Raw genomic sequence first — 21,353 nt, 5'->3', positions numbered from 1 at the left:
GTCACCGCTTGAGGCTCTCCGCCCAGACGGCGTACTTGGACACCTTCTCCTCGCACTCGGCAGGAGAGGCGCCGTTGGCCAGGATATAGACCTTGACCTTGGGCTCGGTGCCGGAGGGACGGACGATCAGACTGGTGCCGTCGGCCATCTCATAGCGCAGGACGTTGGAGCCGGAGAGCTCCATGGCGCGCTTGCCGCCAGTGGCGGTGTCCACCACGGTGCCGTCCTGATAGTCCTTCCGCTGGAGCACGTCCACTCCGGCGATCTGGTCCAGGGGATGCTCCCGCAGTCCGGACATGAGGGCGGCCATCTTCTTCAGGCCGTCCAGACCGGGCATGACCAGGTTCAGGGTCTTTTCGCCGTAGTATCCATACTTCTCGTAGCACTTCTGGAGGGCGTCGTAGAGGGTCATGCCCTGTCCAGCGTACCAGGCGGCCATCTCGGTGAGGACCAGAGCAGCGGTGACGGCATCCTTGTCCCGGACGTAGTCGCCCATCATGTAGCCGTAGCTCTCCTCGTAGGAGAAGATGACCTTGCCCTTGCCCTCGGCCTCCAGCTGATTCTTCTTCTCGGCCATGAATTTGAAGCCGGTGAAGGTGTCACAGCAGGTGACGCCGTTGGTCTCGGCCACCTTGCGGGCCATCTCGGTGGTGACGATCGTCTTGAGGGCCACCGGATGCTCAGGCAGGGTCCCGGCCCGCTTTTTGGCCCCGATGAGGTAGTCTAGCAGGAGCACGCCGGTCTGGTTGCCGGAGATGGTGATATAGTCGCCCTTGTGGTCCCGGACCATGATGCCCACCCGGTCCGCGTCGGGATCGGAGCCTAGGATGAAGTCGGCCCCTTCCTTCCGGGCCAGATCCACCGCCAGATAGAAGCCCTCCGGGTTCTCCGGGTTGGGGGAGACCACGGTGGGGAAGCTGCCGTCCACCACCATCTGCTCGGGCACGCAGATCACGTGCTTCATGCCCAGGCGGTGCAGGACCTCTGGGATCAGCTTGTATCCGGTGCCGTGGAAGGGGGTATAGACCATCTTGAAGGTGTCGGCCACCTTCTCCACGGCGGCTCTGTCATTGACCTGGCCCATGACGTTGGCGAGGAACTTCTCGTCGGTCTCCGCGCCCATGAGGGTGATCAGACCGGCGGCGACAGCGGCGTCATAGTCCATGCGCTTGATGGAGGTGAAGATGTCCAGCTCCTCCATCTTCTTCGCGATGGCGGCGGCGTGGTGGGGCGGGAGCTGGGCGCCGTCAGCCCAGTAGACCTTATAGCCGTTGTACTCCTTGGGGTTGTGGCTGGCGGTGACGTTGACGCCGGCGATACAGCCATACTCCCGCACGGAGAAGGACAGCTCCGGAGTGGGGCGCAGGGACTCGAAGAGGCGGACGGGGATGCCGTTGCCCGCCATGACGCAGGCGGTCTCCCGGGCGAACTCCTGAGAGTGGTGCCGGCAGTCGAAGCAGACGGACACGCCGTGGGCGGCGGCCTCAGGACCCTCGGCCAGGATGACCTCGGCGAAGGCCTGGGTGGCGTGGCGGATCACATGGACGTTCATCTGGTGCAGACCAACGCACATGGTGCCCCGCAGGCCGGCGGTGCCGAACTCTAGAGGGGCGAAGAAGCGGGACTCGATCTCCTTCTCGTCGCCGCGGATGGACTCCAGCTCGGCCTTCTCCTTGGCGGAGAGGGCGGGGCTGTTCCGCCATTTTTCATACTGATCGAAGCAGGACATTGGGGATGACCTCCATTTCTGATCCCGATTCTGGCCAAAAGAGAGCGGACGGGATCTTCCGGTCTCAGTATAGCACAAAGCCGCCCCGCCCTTCAATGGGAACGGAGGGGAAATCGAGCGGATCGGCCGGAGCCGATGGATACGGGGCCGCGCTCTTCCCTTTTTCCCCCTCATGTGCTATGCTCTAAAGGAGAACGCAAACGAATATTGGTGGTGACCGAACGATGGAACGACCTCGCCTGCCTCTGGGCGACTATTATCAGCTCCTCCTCAAGCACGGCCTTCTGGCCGACAAGACGCCCCTCCGCGCCGATCTGGGCCGGACGGTGGAACTGGTCTCCTGCGACTCCAAGCAGGTGATTCCCGGGACCCTCTTCCTCTGCAAGGGAGCGGCCTTCAAAGGGGCCTATCTGGCCGCGGCGGCGGCTGCTGGCGCCTTCGCCTACGTGAGTGAGGAGCCCTATCCCGAGGGCGGCGCCCTGCCCTGCATCCGGGTGACGGACATCCGCACCGCCATGGGCCTGCTGGCGGACCTGGCCTATGGCCATCCCTCCGGGAAGCTCACGATCTGCGGCATCACCGGCACCAAGGGCAAGACCACGACCTCCTTTTACCTCAAGTCCATCCTGGACGTCTGGCTGGCGGGGGAGGGCCACCGGCCCAGCGCGATCCTCTCCACCATCGTCACTGACGACGGCGTGGAGCGCCGCCCCGCCAAGCTGACGACTCCGGAGCCGCTGGATCTCCAGCGGCATCTGTGCAACGCGGTGTCCTCCGGGGCGGACTATGTGACCATGGAGTTCTCCAGCCAGGCCCTGAAATACGGCCGGGTGATCGGGGTGGACCTGGACTGCGCCGTATTCCTGAACATCGGCGAGGACCACATCTCCCCGGTGGAGCACCCGGACTGGGCGGACTACTTCGCCTCCAAGCTCCTGATCTTCCGGCAGGCCCGGACCGCCTGCGTCAACTTGGACTGCGACCACGCCGAGGACATCCTGACCGCCGCCGGGGCCTGCGACCGGGTGGTGACGTTCTCCCATCGGGATCCCACCGCCGACCTGTATGCCTCGGACCTGCGCAAGGAGGGAGAGACCATCCGCTTCCATCTGCGGACGCCCTCCTACGAGCGGGACATGACGCTGGGGATGCCGGGGCTCTTCAATGTGGAGAACGCCCTGGCCGCCGCCGCTGTGGCGGAGGTCGACCGGATCCCGGCAGAGGCTGTGGCCGAGGGCCTGGCCCGGGCGGCGGTCCCCGGCCGGATGGAGCACTATGTCTCCCGGGACGGACAGATCTCGGTGGTGGTGGACTACGCCCACAACGGCATGAGTCTGGAGGCGCTCCTCCGGTCCGCCCGGGCGGAGTATCCCGGGCGGGAGCTGACCATAGTGTTCGGCTGTACCGGCGGGAAGGGCATCGACCGCCGGGAGGGCATGGGCAAAGCCGCCGCCGCCCTGGCCGACCGGATCATCCTCACCGAGGACGATCCCGGTCCCGAGGAAGTGGCGGACATCTGCGCCGACATCCAGCGCTGGCTGTCCAAGGCGGGCCGGACCGGCGAGATCGTCCCGGACCGGGAGGAGGCCGTCCACCGGGCCATCCTGGACTGCCACGCTCCGGCGGTGGTGGTGCTGGCGGGCAAGGGCTGTGAGACCGCCCAGAAGCGGAAGCACGGCCCGGAGCCCTGTGTGCCGGACGGCCTGCTGGCCCAGAAGGCGCTGGCGGCCTATGACGCGCGCTGAGCTGGACGATCTCTTCCGGACATCGGGAGCCGTTGGTTGGGGCTGGACCCCATATGAGGCCCTCTGCTCCTATATGGACGAGGCGGCCCGGGAGAAGGCGGAGTCCCTCTGCCCCGGCCCGAGGAGCGTGCTGGCCGCCGCCTTCTCCTACTACACGGGCGACCGGCCCGGAGATCTGTCCCTCTATGCCCGGGGGCGGGACTACCATCTGGTCCTGACGGAGCGGCTGGGTACGGTCTGCGATATCCTGCGCAAAAAATACCCGATGTATTCGTTTACGGCGGGGGCGGACAGCTCGCCTCTCCCTGAGCGGGCGGCGGCCCGTCTGGCCGGGCTGGGGATCATGGGCCGGAACGGGCTCGTCATCCTGCCGCCCTGGGGGAGTTGGCTCTTCCTGGGGACGGTGCTGACAGATCTGCCGCTGGACCTGCCGCTTGCGGCGCCCAGCCCCGACTGCATGGGATGCGGGCGGTGCGCGGCCGCGTGCCCCGGCGGGGCCCTGCGGGAGACGTCCTTCGATCCGGAGCGCTGTCTCTCCCATCTGACCCAGAAGAAAGGGGAGCTTCCCCCGGAGCAGGCGGACCGGATCCGCACCCATCCGCTGGTGTGGGGGTGCGACGTGTGCCAGCGGGTCTGCCCCTACAACGCCGCCCCCCGGAAGACGGAGCTGCCCGAGTTCCGGGAGGGGCTGATCGACGACCTGACGCCGGATATGGTGGAGGGCCTCACCAATCGACAGTTCAAAGAACGCTTCGGGGACCGGGCCTTCGCGTGGCGGGGCCCCGCGCCCCTGCGGCGGAACTTCGCCCTTCAGGGCCATGCCGCCGGTACAGACGGATGAGACAGGAGAGGAGCGGTCAGGATGGGGAGGAAACGAACGATCCAACTGGGGACCTTTCTCCTGGTGTCTCTGCTCTGCTTCGTCATCCTGTCCAATGACAGACCGGTCCTCTCGCTCTTCCCGACCATCGAGCAGGCCGCCGGGGCAGATGTCCGGCGGTCGGGGCCGGGCGAGGGGCACCGATGGGGAGCATGTTCGGGCGTCCAGCTCCAGGAGGTGCTGGACTGGATGCGGGAGGAAAAGGCGTCATTCCGGGGCTTCTGGGATGGCGGGACGAGCGAGGACTATCAGGAAGCGCTCTATCAGATGTGGTTCTGGTATGGAGAGGAACAGGGCGGGCGCGTCACCAGCCTGTGGATCGACGATCAGCGCGTCCTGTATTTCGACCACTACCGCTACCGGCTCTCCAAAGAAGGGCTGGTGTCCTTCCGGACCATGATGGACCGGGTGCTCGACGATCCGACAGAAGAATAAAAAATAGGGAACAAGGATCGGCTCACATCTCCAAAACGGAGATGTGAGCCGATCCTATACGTTTTGTATTCGAATATCAGCCCCGGCGCTCCCGGATGACCTTGAGGATCTGGAGGACCAGAGTGGGGAAGAAGGCCAGACCCAGGATCTGGAGAAGCTGGGTCCCGCCCAGAGCGGCCGCCTGGAAGAGGGTGCTCAGTCCCGGCAGGAGGAGCACCGCGGCCAGCAGGACCACGCCGGCGGCAAAGGCCGCCAGAGACCAGGGGTTGGAGCCCAGACCCAGCCGGAAGAGGGACTCCCGGCCCCGGCAGTTGAAGCCGTGGAAGAGCCGGGCCAGCGTCAGGGTGGCGAAGGCCATGGTGGAGGCCGCCGCCGCGCCGCCGCAGGCCCGTCCCAGATAGAAGGCCGTCATGACCGGCACCGCGATCAGCAGGCCCTGCCCGAAGATCTGGCCCAGCAGGACCTTGTCCAAGATGGGGGCCTTGGGGTCCCGGGGCTTCTGCTTCAACAGCCCCTTGCGGGCGGGTTCCATACCGATGGCGATGGCGGGCAGGGAGTCGGTCAGCAGGTTGATGAACAGCAGGTGGACCGGCTGGAAGGGCACGGACAGGCCCGCCAGAGCCGCGTACACCACCGACAGGATGGCGGCCATGTTGCCGGAGAGCAGGAACGCGATCGCGTTCTTGATGTTGGCGTAGACGCTCCGGCCGTTGACCACGGCCCGGACGATGGTGGCGAAGTTGTCGTCCGCCAGGATCATGGAGGCGGCGTCCTTGGAGACCTCCGTGCCGGTGATGCCCATGGCCACGCCGATGTCGGCCTTCTTGAGGGCGGGGGCGTCGTTGACGCCGTCGCCGGTCATGGCCGCGACCGCGCCCCGGCGCTGCCACGCGGAGACGATGCGGATCTTATGCTCCGGGGAGACCCGGGCGTAGACTGACACCTGGGGCAGGATCCGGTCCAGCTCCTCGTCGCTGAGCTCGTCCAGCTCCACGCCGGAGAGGGCGGTGTCCCCCTCCCGCAGGATGCCGATCTGCCGGGCGATGGCGGAGGCAGTGACCTTGTGGTCGCCGGTGATCATGACGGTGCGGATGCCGCCCTCTTTGGCGTCGGCCACCGCCTGGATCGACTCGGGACGGGGCGGGTCGATCATGGACACCAGGCCCACGAAGGTGAAGCCCTGCTCGTCCTCCAGGGTCAGGTCCCGGACCGACTCCACAGCCTTCTGGGCGAAGGCCAGCACCCGCAGGCCCTCCCGGGAGAGCTGATCGTTCACGGCCATGATCGCGGCCCGGCGCTCATCGGTCAGGGGGACCTCTCCCTTAGAGGTGAGGAGCTTCACAGAGCGGCCCAGGAGCACGTCGATCGCGCCCTTGGTCAGCAGGGTGGGGGCCCCGTCCACCAGATGGAGGGTGCTCATGAGCTTCCGGTCGGAGTCGAAGGCCAGCTCCCGGAGGCGGGGGTGATACCGGCGGTAGAGCACATCGTCCACCTGAAAGCCGCCGGCGGCCAGCTGGAGGAGGGCCACCTCGGTGGGGTCGCCGATGGAGGCGCCGGAGTCCAGGTCGTAGGTGGCGTCGCTGGCCAGCAGGCCGATCTTCAGCAGGAGGCGCTGGGGGGCGTTGTCCAGCTCCAGATCCTTGGCGTCCAGCAGTTGGCCGTCGGCCCAGATCTGCTGGACCGTCATCCGGTTCTGGGTCAGGGTGCCGGTCTTGTCGGAGCAGATGACCGACACGGCGCCCAGGCTCTCCACCGCCTTCAGATCCTTCATGATGGCGTTCTGGCGGGCCATCTTCTGAGTGCCCATGGCCAGCACGATGGTGACGATGGAGGACAGGGCCTCGGGGATCGCCGCCACGGCCAGAGCCACGGCGAAGAGCAGGGAGTCCAGGATGCCCATGTGGGACCGGAAGATGGACAGCAGGAACACCACGGCGGAGATCGCCATGATGACCATGGCCAGTTTCTTGGAGAAGTCGTCCAGACTGACCTGGAGAGGGGTCCTGCGCTGCTGGGTCTGGTCCATGAGGGCGGCGATCTTGCCCAGCTCAGTGCCCATGCCGGTGGCGGTGACCACCGCCATGGCCCGGCCATAGGTCACCAGCGAGCCGGAGAACACCATGTTTTTCTGGTCGCCCAGAGCCACCTTCTCATCGGCCAGCGGGGCGGGAGATTTCTCTACCGGCTCGCTCTCACCGGTGAGGGAGCTCTCGTCCACCTTCAGAGACCAGCTCTCCACGATGCGGGCGTCGGCCACCACCAGGTCGCCGGCCTCCAGCACCACGATGTCTCCGGGGACCACCTCGGCGGAGGGGACTTCCACCCGGACGCCGCCCCGCAGGACCTTCGCGGTGGGGGAGGACATGGCCTTCAGGCTCTCCAGCGACTTCTCGGCCTTGAGGTACTGGACGGTGCCCAGGATGGCGTTGAGGATCAGCACGGCGAAGATGACGATGGTGCTCTCCACATTGCCCGTCAGAGCGGAGATCACCGCGGCGGCCAGCAGGATGACCACCAGCAGATCCTGGAACTGTTCCAGGAACAGAGCGGCCACGCTCTTGCGTTTGCCCTCCTGGAGCTGGTTGGGACCGTGCTCGGCCAGACGGCGCTGGGCCTCCTGGGGGGCAAGGCCGTTCCGGCCGCATTCCAGGGCATCCAGGACCTCCTGGGGCGGACGGCTGTACCAGGGCTTGGACATGATCGATACACTCCTTACTTCTCATTTTTTTCGCAGATGACAGGGGAGGGGTATAAAAAAAGACTTTTTGACAGCCGAAGCGGCCGTCAAAAAGTCTTGCTGCCAATGAGTTGGCGCATATCGCCAGGCGGTGGGCCCCGCCGTGATGTTGACGATACGCCCGCAGACGGTCTGTCCACGGTACTACTCCCTTTTTGCGTGCCTTTACTCTATCACGGCGCGGATGGAAAGTCAAGCGGTCTGATATCCTGCGAAGCAGAAAATTTATAGATGAGGATCAGTTGTTCATAGAATATTAAAAAAGGTGTTGTAGGATAGACCTGACCCTTTCACAAGTCACAAGGAGCGTGTATCATAGATGACAGTTCAAAAGAAGAGCGCCGGGAGGAAGCGGCTCTGCCGCCTCCTGGTCGTCCTGTCCTGTACGGCGATGCTGTTGACGCCGGCCTTCGGCGCCAGCTTCACTGATGTGTCCGCCAAGGCATGGTATGCCGAGGCGGTGAGCGAAGTCACCAACGCCGGACTCATGGCCGGCACCGGGAACGGGAAGTTCAGCCCCAACACCCCTGTCACCCGCGGCATGGCGGTCACCGCCCTGTGGCACCTGGCGGGCGCGCCGAGCGCGGAGGGGACCAGCTTCACCGATGTGCCGAACGGTATGTGGTACACCACTGCCGTGGCCTGGGCCGCCCAGAAGGGCATCGCCTCCGGCAACGGCAAGGGGAAGTTCAGCCCCACTGCCGCAGTCACACGGGAGCAGCTGGCCGCCTTCCTCTATCAGTATGCCCGGGTCCAGGGCCTGGATACGGCCAAGGGAAAACTGAACGCCTATACGGACGGCAAGACCGTTTCCAAATGGGCCGTGGATGGGATGGAGCACGCTGTGGGCGCGGGCCTCATCTCCGGCAGTGCCGGGAAGCTGAGGCCTCAGGCCTCCACCACCCGGGCCGAGCTGGCCGTGGTGCTGGAGCGGCTCATGACGCCCGCTGTTGGCTGAACCGGATGGATGGAACGAAGAAACGACGATAGACAAACCGGCTCTCAGGTGTTATCCTGATAAGGCGACGCGGCACGGCCGCCGTCATCCGAGAGCAACGCAGGGAAAGGAGAGAATTTCCATGGAAGAGACATCCAATGTCCTGATGACCTATCTGCGCGTGACCCAGCGAATGTCACAGCAGTTCCGGTCCCACTTCGGGCGGCTGAACCTGACGTTCCCCCAGGCACTGGTCCTCAACGTACTGGCGGAGGAGGGGCCTGTGCCCATCAGTACGCTGGCGGAGCGGACCGGGAGCGCCAACAGCACCGTGTCTGGCATCGTGGACCGGCTGGAGAAGCTGGAGCTGGCCAAGCGGGAGCGTTCGGAGAACGACCGGCGGGTCATCTACGTCTCCGTCACGGACAAGTACCGTGCCCTGCGGGAAAAGACGGCCACCGATGTGAATGGCTATTTCGACTCTCTGCTGGACAAAATGGATGAAAAGGACCGCTCTATGGTGAAGAGCGCCTTAGAGAAGCTGGAGACCGCTCTGGACGACGGGGAGCGGGCCAGGAACTGAAGGAACGATCGAAACGGGATGGGATAGACGATGGCAAGACGCGGCAGTCGATATGGATATGGGAGCTACCGCGGCCGTTCCAGGGGCCGCACCGCGATGAAGGTCGTGGTCGGTGTGTTGGCCGTGGTGCTGGCAGCGGTATTGGCGCTCTTCTTCCTCCAGGAGGACCACATGGTCTTTACGAAGGACGGGCCCCATCTCAGCCTCCCCTTCCTGGATGGGAAGAAGGATCCGGACCCCACACCGCCGGAGGGCAGCGAACCCATCGTGGTGGTGACCACGGCGCCGACCCCCACTCCGGAGCCGGAACAGCCGGTCCATGCCGCCCTCCTGCCCCGGACGGCCTTGAGCGACGGCACCGCCGCGGCTCAGCTTGCGGAGCTGGGCGCGGACACGGCCGTCTTCGACATGAAGGCCGATGACGGCAGTCTGGGCTATGTCTCCAATCTGGAAACGGCCAAGCAGGCGGGGGCTTCGGCCTCGGATGCCGGCCTGAACGCCGCGGTCCAGGCCCTGAACGGCACGGAGCTCCACACGGTGGCCCGGGTGTCCTGCTTCCGGGACAACAAGGTCCCCTATGCCATCCCCAGACTGGGCATCAAGACCAACAGCGGCTACAACTGGCGGGACAGCGGCGATGTGCGCTGGCTGAGCCCCACCAGCGCGGAGGCCCGACAGTATGTGACCGATGTGTGCGTGGAGCTGGCCAAGCTGGGCTTCGATGAGATCCTGCTGGACAACTGCGGCTATCCCACCAGCGGCCATCTGGGCTATATCAAGGTGGGCGAGGCCTATGACGCCGCACAGTTCCAGACCGTAGTATCCGCTTTCTACGATCAGATCAAGGCGGCGCTGGCCTCCTATCCTGATGTGAAGCTCTCCATCCGCACCAGCGGCGGCGTACTGACCGGAGGCTTCGATGAGGCCAGCGGACAGAGCGTGGCCGCTCTCCTGCGGGATGCGGACCGCATCTGGGCCGATCTGGGCGGCACCAGCCGGGCCGATGCGGTGCAGGCCCTCAAGACGGCCGGCGCGGAGACACCGGACTGCCTGCTGGTGACGGTAGGCACAGCTGCCGGGAGCACGGCGGAGAGCTGGGCCATCCTGAACGAAATATGAGACAAGAGACCGGCGGTCCCGACAAGAAGGGACCGCCGGTCTCTTTTGCGCTCATCCGGATCTGGACGGGGCGGAACAGGGATGTGCGCCGCCTCGAAGGGATAGGATGAGCGGGTGAAAGGACAGAAAAATGATACGGATGGAGAAGGATATACATTTTGAACAAAAATAACGGTGAAACTTCTCCATCCAGAAAATGGATGGAGATGGTGGCGGGAGGACGTTCAAAAGCCGTATAATAGTCAAAATTTTAACAAAAAACGGCATATATACTCATGAGTTTAGTTAAAAAGCGACCGTGGATCTCGATTTGAAAGGTCGAAAAATCAAACTTGCAATTCGTACGAAATTCAAGTATCATTTTTACAAGATCCTATGGAGAGTTTATAACAAATCACGAAGGATCTGCTATCGCATACGAGCAATGAAAGGCGGTGAAGAGATGTCTCTGGAAGGGATCAAGCAAGTGACCGAGACCGAGGACCTGACCCAGCGGCAGAAGAACGAGGCACAGGCCAGGGCCAAGCAGACCGTCGCCGAAGCACGCGGCGCCGGCGAGGAGCTCCTGGCGAAGGCCAGAGCGGAAGCCGAGGCGCAGGTGAAAGGGTATATGGCTGAGGCCGAGGAGCGTGCCTCTCATCATACGGAACAGGTCCTGGAAGAGACGAAGCAGTCCTGCGGGGCACTTCGTCAGGCGGCTGAGGGCCGGATGGCTGAGGCCGTGGCACTTATCGTCAGAAGGGTAGTGGATGCCTGATGGCCATCGTCAAAATGAAGCGGGTCCGCCTCTTTGGCATGCGCTCAGACAGAGAAGAACTCCTCAAGCTGCTCCAGCATATGGGGTGCGTGGAGATCGACGAACCTTCAGAGCTCACCGACCCGGCTTGGAGGAAGCTTTCCCGGCCGGATGAGCGGGCCCTCAATGAGGCCAGAGACGACGGCGCGGCAGCCCAGTCGGCTCTGGCGGTCCTGAAAAAGTACGCGCCGGTCAAGGGCGGCCTCCTGACGCCCCGGCCGGAGATCACCGAAAAGGAGCTCTTCGACGACGCGGCCTATGCCGCTTCGCTGGAGACCGCCCGGACCCTGATCGGGGCGGAGCAGAAGATCGCCTCCATCCATGCGGAGATGAGCAAGAAGCGGAGCCAGAAGATGACGCTGGCCCCCTGGCTGGGGATGGACCTCCCTCTGGAGACGCCCTCCACCCGGGACATGGTCCTCTCGCTGGGCACCATCTCGGCCAAGACCCCGCTGGAGGAGCTGACCAGCGCTTTGGCGGCGGTCACGGATCTGGCCCAGGTCACAGAGATCAGCGCGGACCAGAACAGCCGATATCTCCTCTTCGTCTGCCATAGGTCGATGGAGGAACGGACCGCAGTGACCCTGCGGGACAATGGCTTCACGCCCACCAGCCTGCGGGGCTGGACCGGCACCGCCAAAGAGAACGATCAGCGTCTGGATCGGGAGCTGGCGGAGCTGGACCGGGAGCTGGAGGAGACCAAAGCCTCCATCGTGGCGCGGAAGGACCGGCGGGGCGCGCTGGAGCGCTGTGCCGACCGGGCCGAGCAGGACCTGAAGCGGGAGGAGGCCAAGAGCCGTCTGCTGGACACCGCCTCCACCTTCTTCCTGGAGGGCTGGATGCCCGCCGAGTCGGTGGCGGGGCTGAGCAGGGCCCTGGAGCCCTTCGCTTGTGCTTGGGAGACCCAGGACCCGGTGAAGGAGGAGTATGAGAAGGTGCCGGTGAAGCTGAAGAGCAATCTGATCACCGAGCCCCTCACCACCATCACGGAGATGTATTCCCTCCCCGCCTATGACGGCGTGGACCCCAATCCCCTCATGATGCCGTTCTATGTGTTCTTCTTCGGCTTCATGTTCGCGGACCTGGCCTACGGTCTGATCCTGGCCGGTGCCTGCGCCCTGATCCAGATCCGGACCAAGCCCAAGGGAGGCTTCGGCCAGCTGGTGCGGCTGATGATCATGTGCGGCCTGTCCTCCGCCACGATCGGCTTCCTCACCGGAGGCTTCTTCTCCGACGCGATCAGCCGGGTGTGCGGGATCCTGGGCACGGCGACGCCCCAGATCCCTTTCCTGACGGTCCATCCCGTCTTGGATGTCATGAACGACCCCATGACGGCCCTGATCCTGTCCCTCATCATCGGCATGATCCAGATCCTCACCGGCATGGCTGTGAAGTTCTATATGCTCTGCCGGGACGGACAGTTCTGGGACGCCGTGTGGGACGTGGGCACCTGGTGGGTGATCTTCGCCGGCATCGGTCTGGCGGCGGCGGGCATCGGCTCTGTGGGCGGCGTGCCCGTGGTGCTGGTCATCGGCCTGCTGATGCTGCTGGGCCAGGGCCGGAATGGAAAGGGCTTCGGCCGGGTCACCGCCATCGTGGGCGCCATCTACAACGGCGCTACTGGGTACTTCGGAGATGTGCTCTCCTACTCCCGTCTGATGGTCATGATGCTGGCGGGCTCCGTCATCGGTCAGGTCTTCAACATCCTGGGCGCCATGCCAGGACAGGGCCTGCCCAAGCCGGCGGCGCTGATCATCTTCTTCATCGTGTTCGCGATCGGACACGCCTTCAACATGGCGCTGAACGTGATCGGTACCTATGTACACACGTCCCGCCTACAGTATCTGGAATTCTTCAAGCAGTTCTATAAAGAGGGCGGCCGGCCCTTCCGGCCCCTGGATATCGACACAAAATATGTAGACATCATCAAGGAGGAAAAGTGATCATGGGATTCGGTGAATTTTTGGCTGCCTACGGCGGCGCTGTCTTTGGTTTCCTGGGTGCCGGTCTTGCGGCCGGTCTGTCCTGCGTGGGTTCCGCGAAGGGCACCGGCCTGGCCGGTGAGGCCGGCGCCGGCCTGCTGTGCGAGGACCCCTCTCAGTTTTCTAAGGTCCTGATCCTTCAGGTCATCCCCGGTACGCAGGGCCTGTACGGTCTGGTCATCGCCTTCATCGCCCTGATGCAGATGAACGTGTTCGGCGGCAGCGTCGATGCGATCACCGTGGAGGGCGGCCTGCGGGTCCTGGCGGCCTGTGTGCCCATGGCCATCGGCGGCCTGCTGTCCGGCATCGCTCAGGGCCGCGTGGCGGCCGCGTCCGTGAACATCGTGTCCAAGTCCCCCAACGACTGGTCCAAGGGCATGATCCTCTGCATCATCGTGGAGTTCTACGCCATCCTGTCCCTGCTGATCTCCTTCCTGATGCTGCTCAACTCCAGCCCCGTGGCGTGACCGCACAAATAGGAGAGATTTATGGACGGAATCGACAAGATCACCAGCCGCATCAGCGCCGACGCTCAGCAGGAGATCGCTGAGATCGACGCCAAGGCGGCGGCGGAAGCGGCGGAGATCGCCGAACAGTACCGCCAGCGCGCCCAGAAGGAGTCCGAGGACATCCGGACCAAAGGGCGCGCGGCGGCCGAAGAGCGGGAGGAGCGGCTGGCCAGCGTGGCTCAGCTGGAGGCCCGCAAGCTGACTCTGGCCGCCAAGCAGGAGCTTCTGGAGGAGACCTTCCGGAAGGCTCTGGAGGCCCTTCTGGCTCTGCCGGAGGGCGAGTATGTGGAACTGCTGGCCAAGCTCATCGCCGAGGGCAGCCAGTCCGGACAGGAGCAGGTCATCTTCTCCCAGAAGGACCGGCCCCGCTTCGGCAAGGCCGCGGTCACCCGCGCCAACGAGCTGCTGGGCGGCAAGGGACGCCTGACCCTGTCGGTGGAGACCCGCCCCATCGGAGGCGGCTTCATCCTCAGCGACGGCGAGGTGGAGGTCAACGGCACCTTCGACACCCTGGTCCGGCTCCAGCGGCGGGACTTGGACGCGGCCGTGGCCAAGGTCCTCTTCGATGAGGGCAAGTGATCCCGATCCCCAGACCGGAAAGGAGGAACTGTCTTGGCCAGAAAGCGGAAAGACACAGACTATCTCAGCATCTCGACTCGGGTGCGGGCCATGGAGAACCGCCTCCTGACCCGGGAGCGCATGGAGCGGATGATCGATGCGCGGACCGATGAGGAGGCCGTGAAGGTCCTGGGCGAGTGCGGGTACGACGAGATCCCGACGCTCACCGCCAACGGGCTGGACCGGGTGCTGACCCGGGCCCGTGACGGCGTCTATCAGGACCTGCGCTCTGCGGTGCCGGACAAACATCTGATCGACGTGTTCCAGATGAAATACGACTATCACAACATCAAGACGCTCATCAAGGCGGAGGCCATGGGGGTGGACGCGGGATTGTATCTCTCCAGCGGCGGGCGCTACGCGCCCCCCACGCTGACGGAGGAGTTCCGCCGGGACGATCTGCGGGAGTGCAGCGATGCCTTCCGGGCGGCCGCCAAGGCCGCCAAGGAGACCCTGGCCGCCTCCGGCGATCCTCAGCAGGCCGACTTCATCCTGGACAAGGCATACTTCCGGGAGATGACCGCCGCCGCCAAGGAGAGCGGGAGCACCTTCCTGGAGGGCTATGTGGCCCTGCTGGCCGACACGGCCAACCTGCGCTCGGTGGTCCGGGCGGCCCGGATGGGCAAGAACGGCGACTTCCTGGCCCAGGCCCTGGTGCCCGGCGGCCATGTGGAGGAGCACACCCTGCGGGAGGCCAAGCCCAACGAGCTGACCCGGATCTTCCGGGGCGGCCCGCTGGCGGACGCCGCCGCGCTGGGCGTGGGCCTGACCACGGCGGGGGAGGGCTCCTTCACCGCCTTCGAGCGGGCCTGTGACGACGCGGTGGGCGGCTACCTGCGCCAGGCCAAGCGGATCCCCTTCGGGGACCAGCCGGTGGTGGGCTATCTCTACGCCAGAGAGGCGGAGCTCACCGCCATCCGCACGATCCTGTCCGGCCGCATGGCCGGTCTGGACGCGGACACCATCCGGGAAAGGCTGCGTGAACCCTATGTATAAGATCGCCGTATTGGGGGACAAGGACAGCGTCCTGGGCTTCAAAGCCCTGGGGCTGGACGTGTTCCCCGTGGAGAGCATGGAGGAGGCCCGCAGGACCCTCCACGCCCTGGCCAAGCGGGACTACGCGGTGATCTACCTCACCGAGCAGGCCGCCGCCCAGATGAAGGCCGACGTGGACCGCTATAAGGACGCGGTCACCCCTGCGATCATCCTGATCCCCGGCACAGAGGGCTCTCTGGGCATCGGCATGGCCAATGTGAAGAGCGCCGTGGAGCGCGCCGTGGGCGCGGATATCCTCTAACAAGCATCAGACATCGAGCATCGCCCGCCGGATCCGCCGACGGGCGTGTGGAAAGAAGGTATACAGCCTATGGGAAAGATCGTCAAGGTGTCCGGTCCTCTGGTGGTCGCCACCGGGATGGAGGACGCCAACATGGCCGACGTGGTCCGCGTGGGCGAGCAGCATCTGATCGGCGAGATCCTGAACATGAACGGAGACTCTGCGTCGATCCAGGTCTATGAGGAGACCTCCGGCCTCGGCCCCGGCGCGGAGGTGGTCACCACCGGCTCCCCTCTGGCGGTGGAGCTGGGCCCCGGCCTCATCGAGAACATCTACGACGGCATCCAGCGCCCGCTGGAGGAGATCATGAAGAAGGCCGGCGCCAACATCACCCGCGGCATCGAGGTCCCCGCCCTGAGCCGGGACAAGAAGTGGGCCTTCCAGCCCGTCGCCAAGGCCGGTGACACCGTCCAGGGCGGCGACGTGATCGGCACCGTGCAGGAGACCAGCGTGGTGCTCCACAAGATCATGGTGCCCCCCAAGATGAGCGGCACTCTGGTGTCCGTCTCCGCCGCCGGCGACTACACCGTGGACGAGACCGTGGCCGTCCTGAAGGACAGCAAGGGCGAAGAGCACGCCCTCACCATGGTCCAGAAGTGGCCTGTCCGTGTGGGCCGGCCCTATAAGCACAAGTATCCCCCCAAGGCCCCCCTGTGCTCGGGACAGCGGATCATCGACACCCTGTTCCCCATCGCCAAGGGCGGCACCGCCGCCGTGCCCGGCCCCTTCGGCTCCGGCAAGACGGTGGTCCAGCACCAGCTGGCCAAGTGGGCCGACGTGGACATCGTGATCTACATCGGCTGCGGCGAGCGCGGCAACGAGATGACCGACGTGCTCCGGGAGTTCCCCGAGCTGAAGGATCCCCGCACCGGCGAGTCCCTGATGAAGCGGACCGTGCTGATCGCCAATACCTCCGATATGCCCGTGGCCGCCCGTGAGGCGTCCATCTACACCGGCATCACCATCGCCGAGTACTTCCGCGACATGGGCTACGACGTGGCCGTCATCGCCGACTCCACCTCCCGCTGGGCCGAGGCCCTCCGTGAGATGTCCGGCCGTCTGGAAGAGATGCCCGGCGAGGAAGGCTATCCCGCCTATCTGTCCTCTCGTCTGGCCCAGTTCTATGAGCGGGCCGGCATGGTGGAGTGCATGGGCTCCGACAGCGAGCGCCGGGGTTCGCTGACCGCCGTGGGCGCGGTGTCGCCTCCCGGCGGCGACCTGTCCGAGCCGGTCAGCCAGGCGACCATGCGGATCGTCAAGGTGTTCTGGGCCCTGGATTCCTCCCTGGCCTACAAGCGCCACTTCCCCGCCATCAACTGGCTCAATTCCTACTCCCTGTATCTGGACTCCCTGAAGCCCTGGTTCGATGAGAAGCTGGGCAGGGGCTTCCTGGACGACCGTGAGAAGGCCATGACCATCCTCCAGGAGGAGTCGGCTCTGAACGAGATCGTCCAGCTGGTGGGCAAGGACTCTCTGTCCCCCGCCGATCAGCTCACGTTGGAGACTGCCAAGATGATCCGGGAGGATTTCCTCCAGCAGAACGCCTTCGTGGACGTGGACAGCTACTCTAGCTACGACCGTCAGGAGAAGTTGCTGGCTCTGATCCTGAACTACGACAAGCTCTGCCGCGAGGCCGTGGGCAAGGGCGCCCAGACCGCCGACCTCTTCGTCATCCCCAGCCGCGAGAAGCTGGGCCGCGCCAAGAGCGTGGAGGAGACCAGCTATGTGCAGGCCTACTCCGATCTGGTCCGTGACATGGCCAGTGAGATCGACGCCTGCGTGGCGAAAGGAGGACTGGACGCATGATCCGCGAATATAAGACGATCCAGGAGGTCAACGGTCCTCTGATGGTGGTCCGCCGTGTCAAGGGCGTGGGCTATGACGAGCTGGGCGAGATCGAGCTGCCCGACGGCACCGTCCGCCGCTGCCAGGTGCTGGAGGTCAACGGCGACAACGCCGTGGTCCAGCTTTTCGAGGCCAGCGCCGGCATCAATCTGAAGGATTCCAAGATCCGGTTCCTGGGGCATCCTCTGGAGCTGGGCGTGTCCGGCGATATGCTGGGCCGCGTGTTCAACGGCATGGGCCGCCCCATCGACGGCGGTCCCGAGATCCTGGCCGAGGAGCACCGGGACATCAACGGTCTGGCCATGAACCCGGCCGCCCGTGACTACCCCAACGAGTTCATCCAGACCGGCATCTCTACGATCGACGGCCTGAACACCCTGGTCCGCGGCCAGAAGCTGCCGATCTTCTCTGGCTCCGGCCTGCCCCATGCGGCCCTGGCCGCCCAGATCGCCCGTCAGGCCAAGGTGCTGGGCGATGACGCCGGCAACTTCGCCGTGGTGTTCGCCGCCATCGGCATCACCTTCGAGGAGTCCGACTTCTTCGTGCAGGAGTTCAAGCGCACCGGCGCCATCGACCGTACCGTGCTGTTCACCAACCTGGCCAACGACCCCGCCGTCGAGCGTATCGCCACCCCCCGGATGGCCCTCACCGCCGCCGAGTATCTGGCCTTCGAGAAGGGGATGCACGTGCTGGTCATCCTGACCGACATCACCAACTACGCCGAGGCCCTGCGTGAGGTCTCCGCGGCCAAGAAAGAGGTCCCCGGCCGCCGCGGCTACCCCGGCTACCTGTACACCAACCTGGCCACCATCTACGAGCGCGCCGGCCGTCAGCTGGGCAAGCCCGGCTCTATCACTCTGATCCCCATCCTGACCATGCCCGAGGATGACAAGACCCATCCCATCCCCGACCTGACCGGCTATATCACCGAGGGCCAGATCATCCTGAGCCGGGAGCTCTACCGCAAGGGCATCAACCCGCCCGTGGACGTGCTGCCCTCCCTGTCCCGTCTGAAGGACAAGGGCATCGGCGTGGGCAAGACCCGCGAGGACCACGCCGGCACCATGAACCAGCTCTTCGCCGCGTATTCCACCGGCAAGGAGAACAAGGAACTCATGTCCATCCTGGGCGAGGCCGCCCTGAGCCCCACCGACCTGCTGTACGCCAAGTTCGCTGACGAGTTCGAGAAGCGCTATGTCTCCCAGGGCAACGACACCAACCGGACCATCGAGGAGACCCTCCAGCTGGGCTGGGAGCTGCTGAGCATCCTGCCGCCCGCGGAGCTGAAGCGCATCAAGCCGGAGTTCATCGAGAAGTACCTCCCGAAAAAGGAGGGATAACGTATGCCGGCCATCAATGTGAACCCCACCCGCATGGAGCTGACCCGGCTGAAGGGCCGGCTGAAAACGGCGACCCGGGGCCACAAGCTCCTGAAAGACAAGCGCGATGAGCTGATGAAGCAGTTCCTGGACGTGGTGCGGGAGAACCGGGCCCTTCGCAAAAAGGTAGAGGACGGCCTCATGCAGGCCTACGGCTCCTTCACGGTGGCCTCGGCCCTCATGTCCAGCGAGATGCTGGAGCAGTCTCTGCTCTACCCCAAGCAGAGCGTGGAACTGGATATGAGCTTCCAGAACGTCATGTCGGTGGAAGTGCCTGTCTACCAGTTCAAAACCAAGAGCGAGGATCCGGGGGAGGTCTATCCCTACGGCTTCGCCACCACATCTGGCGAGCTGGATGACGCGGTGGACGCCATGGCCTCCGTGTTCCAGGATATGCTCCGCCTGGCGGAGATCGAAAAGACCAGTCAGCTCCTGGCGGAGGAGATCGAAAAGACCCGCCGCCGCGTCAACGCGCTGGAGTACGTCAAGATCCCCCAGATGCAGGAGGCTATCAAGTATATCTCCATGAAGCTGGATGAGAACGAGCGTTCTACCACCATCCGCCTCATGAAGGTGAAGGATATGGTCCTCCAGGACGCCATCCAGGACCGTCAGGCCAAGGACCGGGAGGCCATCGAGGCCGCCGGAGGCCATCTGGACGCGCCGGAGGAGATCTGATCCGAACATCGTGGAACGAAGAAGAAAGGCGCTGCCCGGGCGGGCAGCGCCTTTTCGATATTCGGAGGAGTTTCGTCAGTCCTTTTGATGGCCGGACTGGAGGGGCTTGCCATCCGGAGTGGTCATCGTGTCCAGCGTGGAGGTGAAGGACTCGGCGGCATAGCCGGAGGTGCGGCTGAGCTGGCCCCAGGCCATCCACAGACCGAAGAGCCAGAGGAGCAGGCTCTTCAGCACGTCCGCGGGACCGAACACGGTGCCATACAGGGCGGGGGAGAGGGCCGTGCCCTGGCTCCAGGCAGCGAAGAAGAGCTGCAGCAGGAACAGGCCGGCCAGAGAGGTGACGGCGGTGGCGGTCAGAGGGGCCCGGTGATCGATCTTGCCCCGGAGGAGCTTATAGCCCTGGAAGGCCAGCAGGGGGATCAGGGCATAGGCCAGCAGGAAGATCCGGCCCATCAGGATAGTGGTGACCACCGAGGGGAGGGCACCCACCAGCGCGCCCAGCACCGCACCGATCCAGCCGGTGGGCACAGAGCCGGCCTTGGCGGCGGGGCGCAGATCCTTCGCGGCGTTGCGGACACAGGCCCGGTGGACCGGACCGAAGCCCATGTCCTGGACCTTGGCCAGTGCGTCGCAGTGCTTCTTCTGACAGATCGGGCAGACGTCGGGGATGGGGACCTTATCAGCCGCCAGAGCGGCGGTCATGGCATCCAGCGCCCGGGCCAGATCGTGGGCACCGCCCTTGTTTTTGGCGGCATTGTAGGTCAGGGTATAATTGCCGCGGGCGGCGATGCCAACGGTCCAACCCTGGTCCAGCTTCCCACGGAGGGCGGTGAGGGCATCGGTGGAGAGGACGCCGTCCACCCGGACAAAGAAACAGACGACGCCCTGCCCCCGGGTGATGAGGGCCGCCTCGAAGGGATAGCGGCGGCTGGCACCATAGACCTTCCCGTCGCCGGTGAGCCGGAAGCCGCCCTCCTGGGCGAAGCTCCGGAAGGCCTGAGACAGCGTGTTCGTAGATGTGCTCGACATATCGATCGGCTCCCTTGCATTCAAGTAGGAAACATTGTATCATAGATGGAGCCTGAAAAACAGCTTTTTCTGCGTCCGATGATCCCACTGGCCTTATCCGATATCTGCGGACTGGGTATTCCAATGGGGACGGAGGATGCTATCATGATATCTAGGAGGTCCTTGCCTATGTCCCATGCTGTCTGTCCGGAGCCCCAGCCCTGCTGGCCGGCCGTGAAGGAGACCGGACCGATCTTTTTCGACACCCATGCCCACTATGACAGCGACGCCTTCGATCCGGACCGGGATCAGGTCCTGGCCGGTCTGGCGGACCGGGGCGTGGCGCTGGTGGTGGACCCCGGCTGCGATCTGCCCTCCTCCCGGATGGCCGTGGAGCTGGCGGAGCGCTGGCCCTTCATGTATGCCGCCGTGGGCTTTCACCCTGAAAATTTGGAGGGGGTGGAGCGGCCGGATCTGGACCAGATCCGGGCCCTGGCGGCCCATCCCAGGGTCAAGGCCATCGGCGAGATCGGTCTGGACTACTATTGGGTCAAGGACCCGGAGGGACGGGCCAAACAGCGGGCGTTCTATGATGCCCAGCTCTCTCTGGCGGAGGAGCTGGATCTGCCCGCTATCGTCCACGACCGGGACGCCCATCAGGATTGTCTGGACATCGCCCGGGCCCACCCGAACGCCCGGGGCGTGTTCCACTGCTACGCCGGGAGCGTCGAGGAGGCGAAGATCCTGGTGAAGATGGGCTGGATGCTCTCCTTCACCGGCAGCATCACCTTCAAGAAGGCCCGCCGGGCGTTGGAGGTGCTGGAGTGGCTCCCCATGGACCACATCATGCTGGAGACCGACTCCCCGTATATGACGCCGGAGCCCTTCCGGGGGCGGCGGTGTGATTCAGGGTATTTGTGGCGCATGGCGGAGACCGTGGCCCAGATCAAGGGTCTGACCACCGAAGAGGCGGCCCGCGTCACGATGGAGAACGGGAAGCGGTTCTTCCGCATCCCATGACACGGCATTTAGAGAAA

19 protein-coding genes are annotated in these 21,353 nt (G+C 64.7%); 16 read left to right on the top strand and 3 right to left on the bottom strand.

Annotated features, from left to right (window positions below):
* Window position 1 precedes the first annotated feature (1 nt).
* On the bottom strand, window positions 2-1,729 hold the full coding sequence (locus tag KQI12_RS11910) for a phospho-sugar mutase (protein WP_216573650.1): 1,728 nt from the start codon (window positions 1,727-1,729) through the stop codon (window positions 2-4).
* Between the two features lie 224 nt (window positions 1,730-1,953).
* Between KQI12_RS11910 and KQI12_RS11905 the strand changes: the two genes are divergently transcribed.
* Genes KQI12_RS11905 through KQI12_RS11895 form a run of 3 tightly spaced genes read left to right on the top strand, consistent with a single transcriptional unit; the run spans window position 1,954 to window position 4,789 of the window.
* A complete protein-coding gene (locus tag KQI12_RS11905) occupies window positions 1,954-3,474 on the top strand; it encodes a Mur ligase family protein (protein ID WP_216573648.1) in 1,521 nt (506 codons plus the stop codon).
* Window positions 3,461-4,315, top strand: coding sequence for an epoxyqueuosine reductase (locus tag KQI12_RS11900; protein WP_253291071.1), 855 nt, complete (start codon window positions 3,461-3,463; stop codon window positions 4,313-4,315). Before KQI12_RS11905 ends, KQI12_RS11900 begins: the two co-directional genes overlap by 14 nt.
* Window positions 4,316-4,336: 21 nt before the next feature.
* On the top strand, window positions 4,337-4,789 hold the full coding sequence (locus KQI12_RS11895; RefSeq protein WP_216573646.1) for a hypothetical protein: 453 nt from the start codon (window positions 4,337-4,339) through the stop codon (window positions 4,787-4,789).
* Window positions 4,790-4,865: 76 nt separating this feature from the next.
* Here the strand turns inward: KQI12_RS11895 and KQI12_RS11890 are convergent, their stop codons facing one another.
* Window positions 4,866-7,487: a cation-translocating P-type ATPase gene (locus KQI12_RS11890; protein WP_216573644.1), complete on the bottom strand. Its 2,622-nt coding sequence runs from the start codon at window positions 7,485-7,487 to the stop codon at window positions 4,866-4,868.
* A gap of 358 nt (window positions 7,488-7,845) precedes the next feature.
* Between KQI12_RS11890 and KQI12_RS11885 the strand changes: the two genes are divergently transcribed.
* From KQI12_RS11885 to KQI12_RS11830, 12 genes are all read left to right on the top strand, one after another.
* Window positions 7,846-8,484 (top strand): S-layer homology domain-containing protein, encoded by a 639-nt coding sequence (locus KQI12_RS11885; RefSeq protein ID WP_216573642.1) that lies wholly within the window; start codon window positions 7,846-7,848, stop codon window positions 8,482-8,484.
* 121 nt (window positions 8,485-8,605) lie between these two features.
* Window positions 8,606-9,046 (top strand): MarR family winged helix-turn-helix transcriptional regulator, encoded by a 441-nt coding sequence (locus KQI12_RS11880; protein ID WP_216573640.1) that lies wholly within the window; start codon window positions 8,606-8,608, stop codon window positions 9,044-9,046.
* A 30-nt stretch (window positions 9,047-9,076) separates the two neighbouring features.
* Complete coding sequence (locus tag KQI12_RS11875) at window positions 9,077-10,165, top strand: putative glycoside hydrolase (RefSeq protein WP_216573638.1); 1,089 nt, start codon at window positions 9,077-9,079, stop codon at window positions 10,163-10,165.
* A 442-nt stretch (window positions 10,166-10,607) separates the two neighbouring features.
* The gene (locus KQI12_RS11870) at window positions 10,608-10,922 is read left to right on the top strand and encodes a hypothetical protein (RefSeq protein WP_216573636.1); all 315 of its coding nucleotides are present in this window, start codon (window positions 10,608-10,610) and stop codon (window positions 10,920-10,922) included.
* A complete protein-coding gene (locus KQI12_RS11865) occupies window positions 10,922-12,904 on the top strand; it encodes a V-type ATP synthase subunit I (protein ID WP_253291069.1) in 1,983 nt (660 codons plus the stop codon). Before KQI12_RS11870 ends, KQI12_RS11865 begins: the two co-directional genes overlap by 1 nt.
* Window positions 12,905-12,906: 2 nt before the next feature.
* Window positions 12,907-13,410 (top strand): V-type ATP synthase subunit K, encoded by a 504-nt coding sequence (locus KQI12_RS11860; RefSeq protein WP_216573634.1) that lies wholly within the window; start codon window positions 12,907-12,909, stop codon window positions 13,408-13,410.
* A 21-nt stretch (window positions 13,411-13,431) separates the two neighbouring features.
* Complete coding sequence (locus tag KQI12_RS11855) at window positions 13,432-14,031, top strand: V-type ATP synthase subunit E (protein ID WP_216573632.1); 600 nt, start codon at window positions 13,432-13,434, stop codon at window positions 14,029-14,031.
* Between the two features lie 33 nt (window positions 14,032-14,064).
* Window positions 14,065-15,066 (top strand): V-type ATPase subunit, encoded by a 1,002-nt coding sequence (locus tag KQI12_RS11850; protein WP_253291067.1) that lies wholly within the window; start codon window positions 14,065-14,067, stop codon window positions 15,064-15,066.
* Window positions 15,059-15,367, top strand: coding sequence for a V-type ATP synthase subunit F (locus KQI12_RS11845; RefSeq protein ID WP_216573630.1), 309 nt, complete (start codon window positions 15,059-15,061; stop codon window positions 15,365-15,367). The genes KQI12_RS11850 and KQI12_RS11845 overlap by 8 nt, the downstream gene beginning before the upstream one ends.
* A gap of 69 nt (window positions 15,368-15,436) precedes the next feature.
* Window positions 15,437-17,212, top strand: coding sequence for a V-type ATP synthase subunit A (locus tag KQI12_RS11840; RefSeq protein ID WP_216573628.1), 1,776 nt, complete (start codon window positions 15,437-15,439; stop codon window positions 17,210-17,212).
* Window positions 17,209-18,591, top strand: a complete 1,383-nt coding sequence (locus KQI12_RS11835) for a V-type ATP synthase subunit B (RefSeq protein WP_216573626.1) — start codon at window positions 17,209-17,211, stop codon at window positions 18,589-18,591. Before KQI12_RS11840 ends, KQI12_RS11835 begins: the two co-directional genes overlap by 4 nt.
* Before the next feature lie 3 nt (window positions 18,592-18,594).
* Window positions 18,595-19,308: a V-type ATP synthase subunit D gene (locus KQI12_RS11830; protein WP_216573624.1), complete on the top strand. Its 714-nt coding sequence runs from the start codon at window positions 18,595-18,597 to the stop codon at window positions 19,306-19,308.
* 75 nt (window positions 19,309-19,383) lie between these two features.
* On the opposite strand, the gene KQI12_RS11825 is transcribed toward KQI12_RS11830, so the two are convergent.
* On the bottom strand, window positions 19,384-20,337 hold the full coding sequence (locus tag KQI12_RS11825) for a hypothetical protein (RefSeq protein WP_216573622.1): 954 nt from the start codon (window positions 20,335-20,337) through the stop codon (window positions 19,384-19,386).
* Between the two features lie 168 nt (window positions 20,338-20,505).
* On the opposite strand from KQI12_RS11825, the gene KQI12_RS11820 reads away from it, so the two are divergent.
* Window positions 20,506-21,336: a TatD family hydrolase gene (locus KQI12_RS11820; RefSeq protein ID WP_253291065.1), complete on the top strand. Its 831-nt coding sequence runs from the start codon at window positions 20,506-20,508 to the stop codon at window positions 21,334-21,336.
* The last annotated feature ends 17 nt before the right edge of the window (window positions 21,337-21,353 follow it).

The organism is Pseudoflavonifractor sp. MSJ-37 (assembly GCF_018917965.1).
Lineage (GTDB): Bacteria > Bacillota > Clostridia > Oscillospirales > Oscillospiraceae > Pseudoflavonifractor_A.
Note: the sequence above shows the minus strand (reverse complement) of the source record. Positions and strands in the feature narration are given on the sequence as shown.

Bases quoted from the DNA above. Each gene is read 5' to 3' on its own strand.
- KQI12_RS11910 (WP_216573650.1), bottom strand. From the start codon at position 1,729: ATGTCCTGCTTCGATCAGTATGAAAAATGGCGGAACAGCCCCGCCCTC.
- KQI12_RS11905 (WP_216573648.1), top strand. From the start codon at position 1,954: ATGGAACGACCTCGCCTGCCTCTGGGCGACTATTATCAGCTCCTCCTC.
- KQI12_RS11900 (WP_253291071.1), top strand. From the start codon at position 3,461: ATGACGCGCGCTGAGCTGGACGATCTCTTCCGGACATCGGGAGCCGTT.
- KQI12_RS11895 (WP_216573646.1), top strand. From the start codon at position 4,337: ATGGGGAGGAAACGAACGATCCAACTGGGGACCTTTCTCCTGGTGTCT.
- KQI12_RS11890 (WP_216573644.1), bottom strand. From the start codon at position 7,487: ATGTCCAAGCCCTGGTACAGCCGTCCGCCCCAGGAGGTCCTGGATGCC.
- KQI12_RS11885 (WP_216573642.1), top strand. From the start codon at position 7,846: ATGACAGTTCAAAAGAAGAGCGCCGGGAGGAAGCGGCTCTGCCGCCTC.
- KQI12_RS11880 (WP_216573640.1), top strand. From the start codon at position 8,606: ATGGAAGAGACATCCAATGTCCTGATGACCTATCTGCGCGTGACCCAG.
- KQI12_RS11875 (WP_216573638.1), top strand. From the start codon at position 9,077: ATGGCAAGACGCGGCAGTCGATATGGATATGGGAGCTACCGCGGCCGT.
- KQI12_RS11870 (WP_216573636.1), top strand. From the start codon at position 10,608: ATGTCTCTGGAAGGGATCAAGCAAGTGACCGAGACCGAGGACCTGACC.
- KQI12_RS11865 (WP_253291069.1), top strand. From the start codon at position 10,922: ATGGCCATCGTCAAAATGAAGCGGGTCCGCCTCTTTGGCATGCGCTCA.
- KQI12_RS11860 (WP_216573634.1), top strand. From the start codon at position 12,907: ATGGGATTCGGTGAATTTTTGGCTGCCTACGGCGGCGCTGTCTTTGGT.
- KQI12_RS11855 (WP_216573632.1), top strand. From the start codon at position 13,432: ATGGACGGAATCGACAAGATCACCAGCCGCATCAGCGCCGACGCTCAG.
- KQI12_RS11845 (WP_216573630.1), top strand. From the start codon at position 15,059: ATGTATAAGATCGCCGTATTGGGGGACAAGGACAGCGTCCTGGGCTTC.
- KQI12_RS11840 (WP_216573628.1), top strand. From the start codon at position 15,437: ATGGGAAAGATCGTCAAGGTGTCCGGTCCTCTGGTGGTCGCCACCGGG.
- KQI12_RS11835 (WP_216573626.1), top strand. From the start codon at position 17,209: ATGATCCGCGAATATAAGACGATCCAGGAGGTCAACGGTCCTCTGATG.
- KQI12_RS11830 (WP_216573624.1), top strand. From the start codon at position 18,595: ATGCCGGCCATCAATGTGAACCCCACCCGCATGGAGCTGACCCGGCTG.
- KQI12_RS11825 (WP_216573622.1), bottom strand. From the start codon at position 20,337: ATGTCGAGCACATCTACGAACACGCTGTCTCAGGCCTTCCGGAGCTTC.
- KQI12_RS11820 (WP_253291065.1), top strand. From the start codon at position 20,506: ATGTCCCATGCTGTCTGTCCGGAGCCCCAGCCCTGCTGGCCGGCCGTG.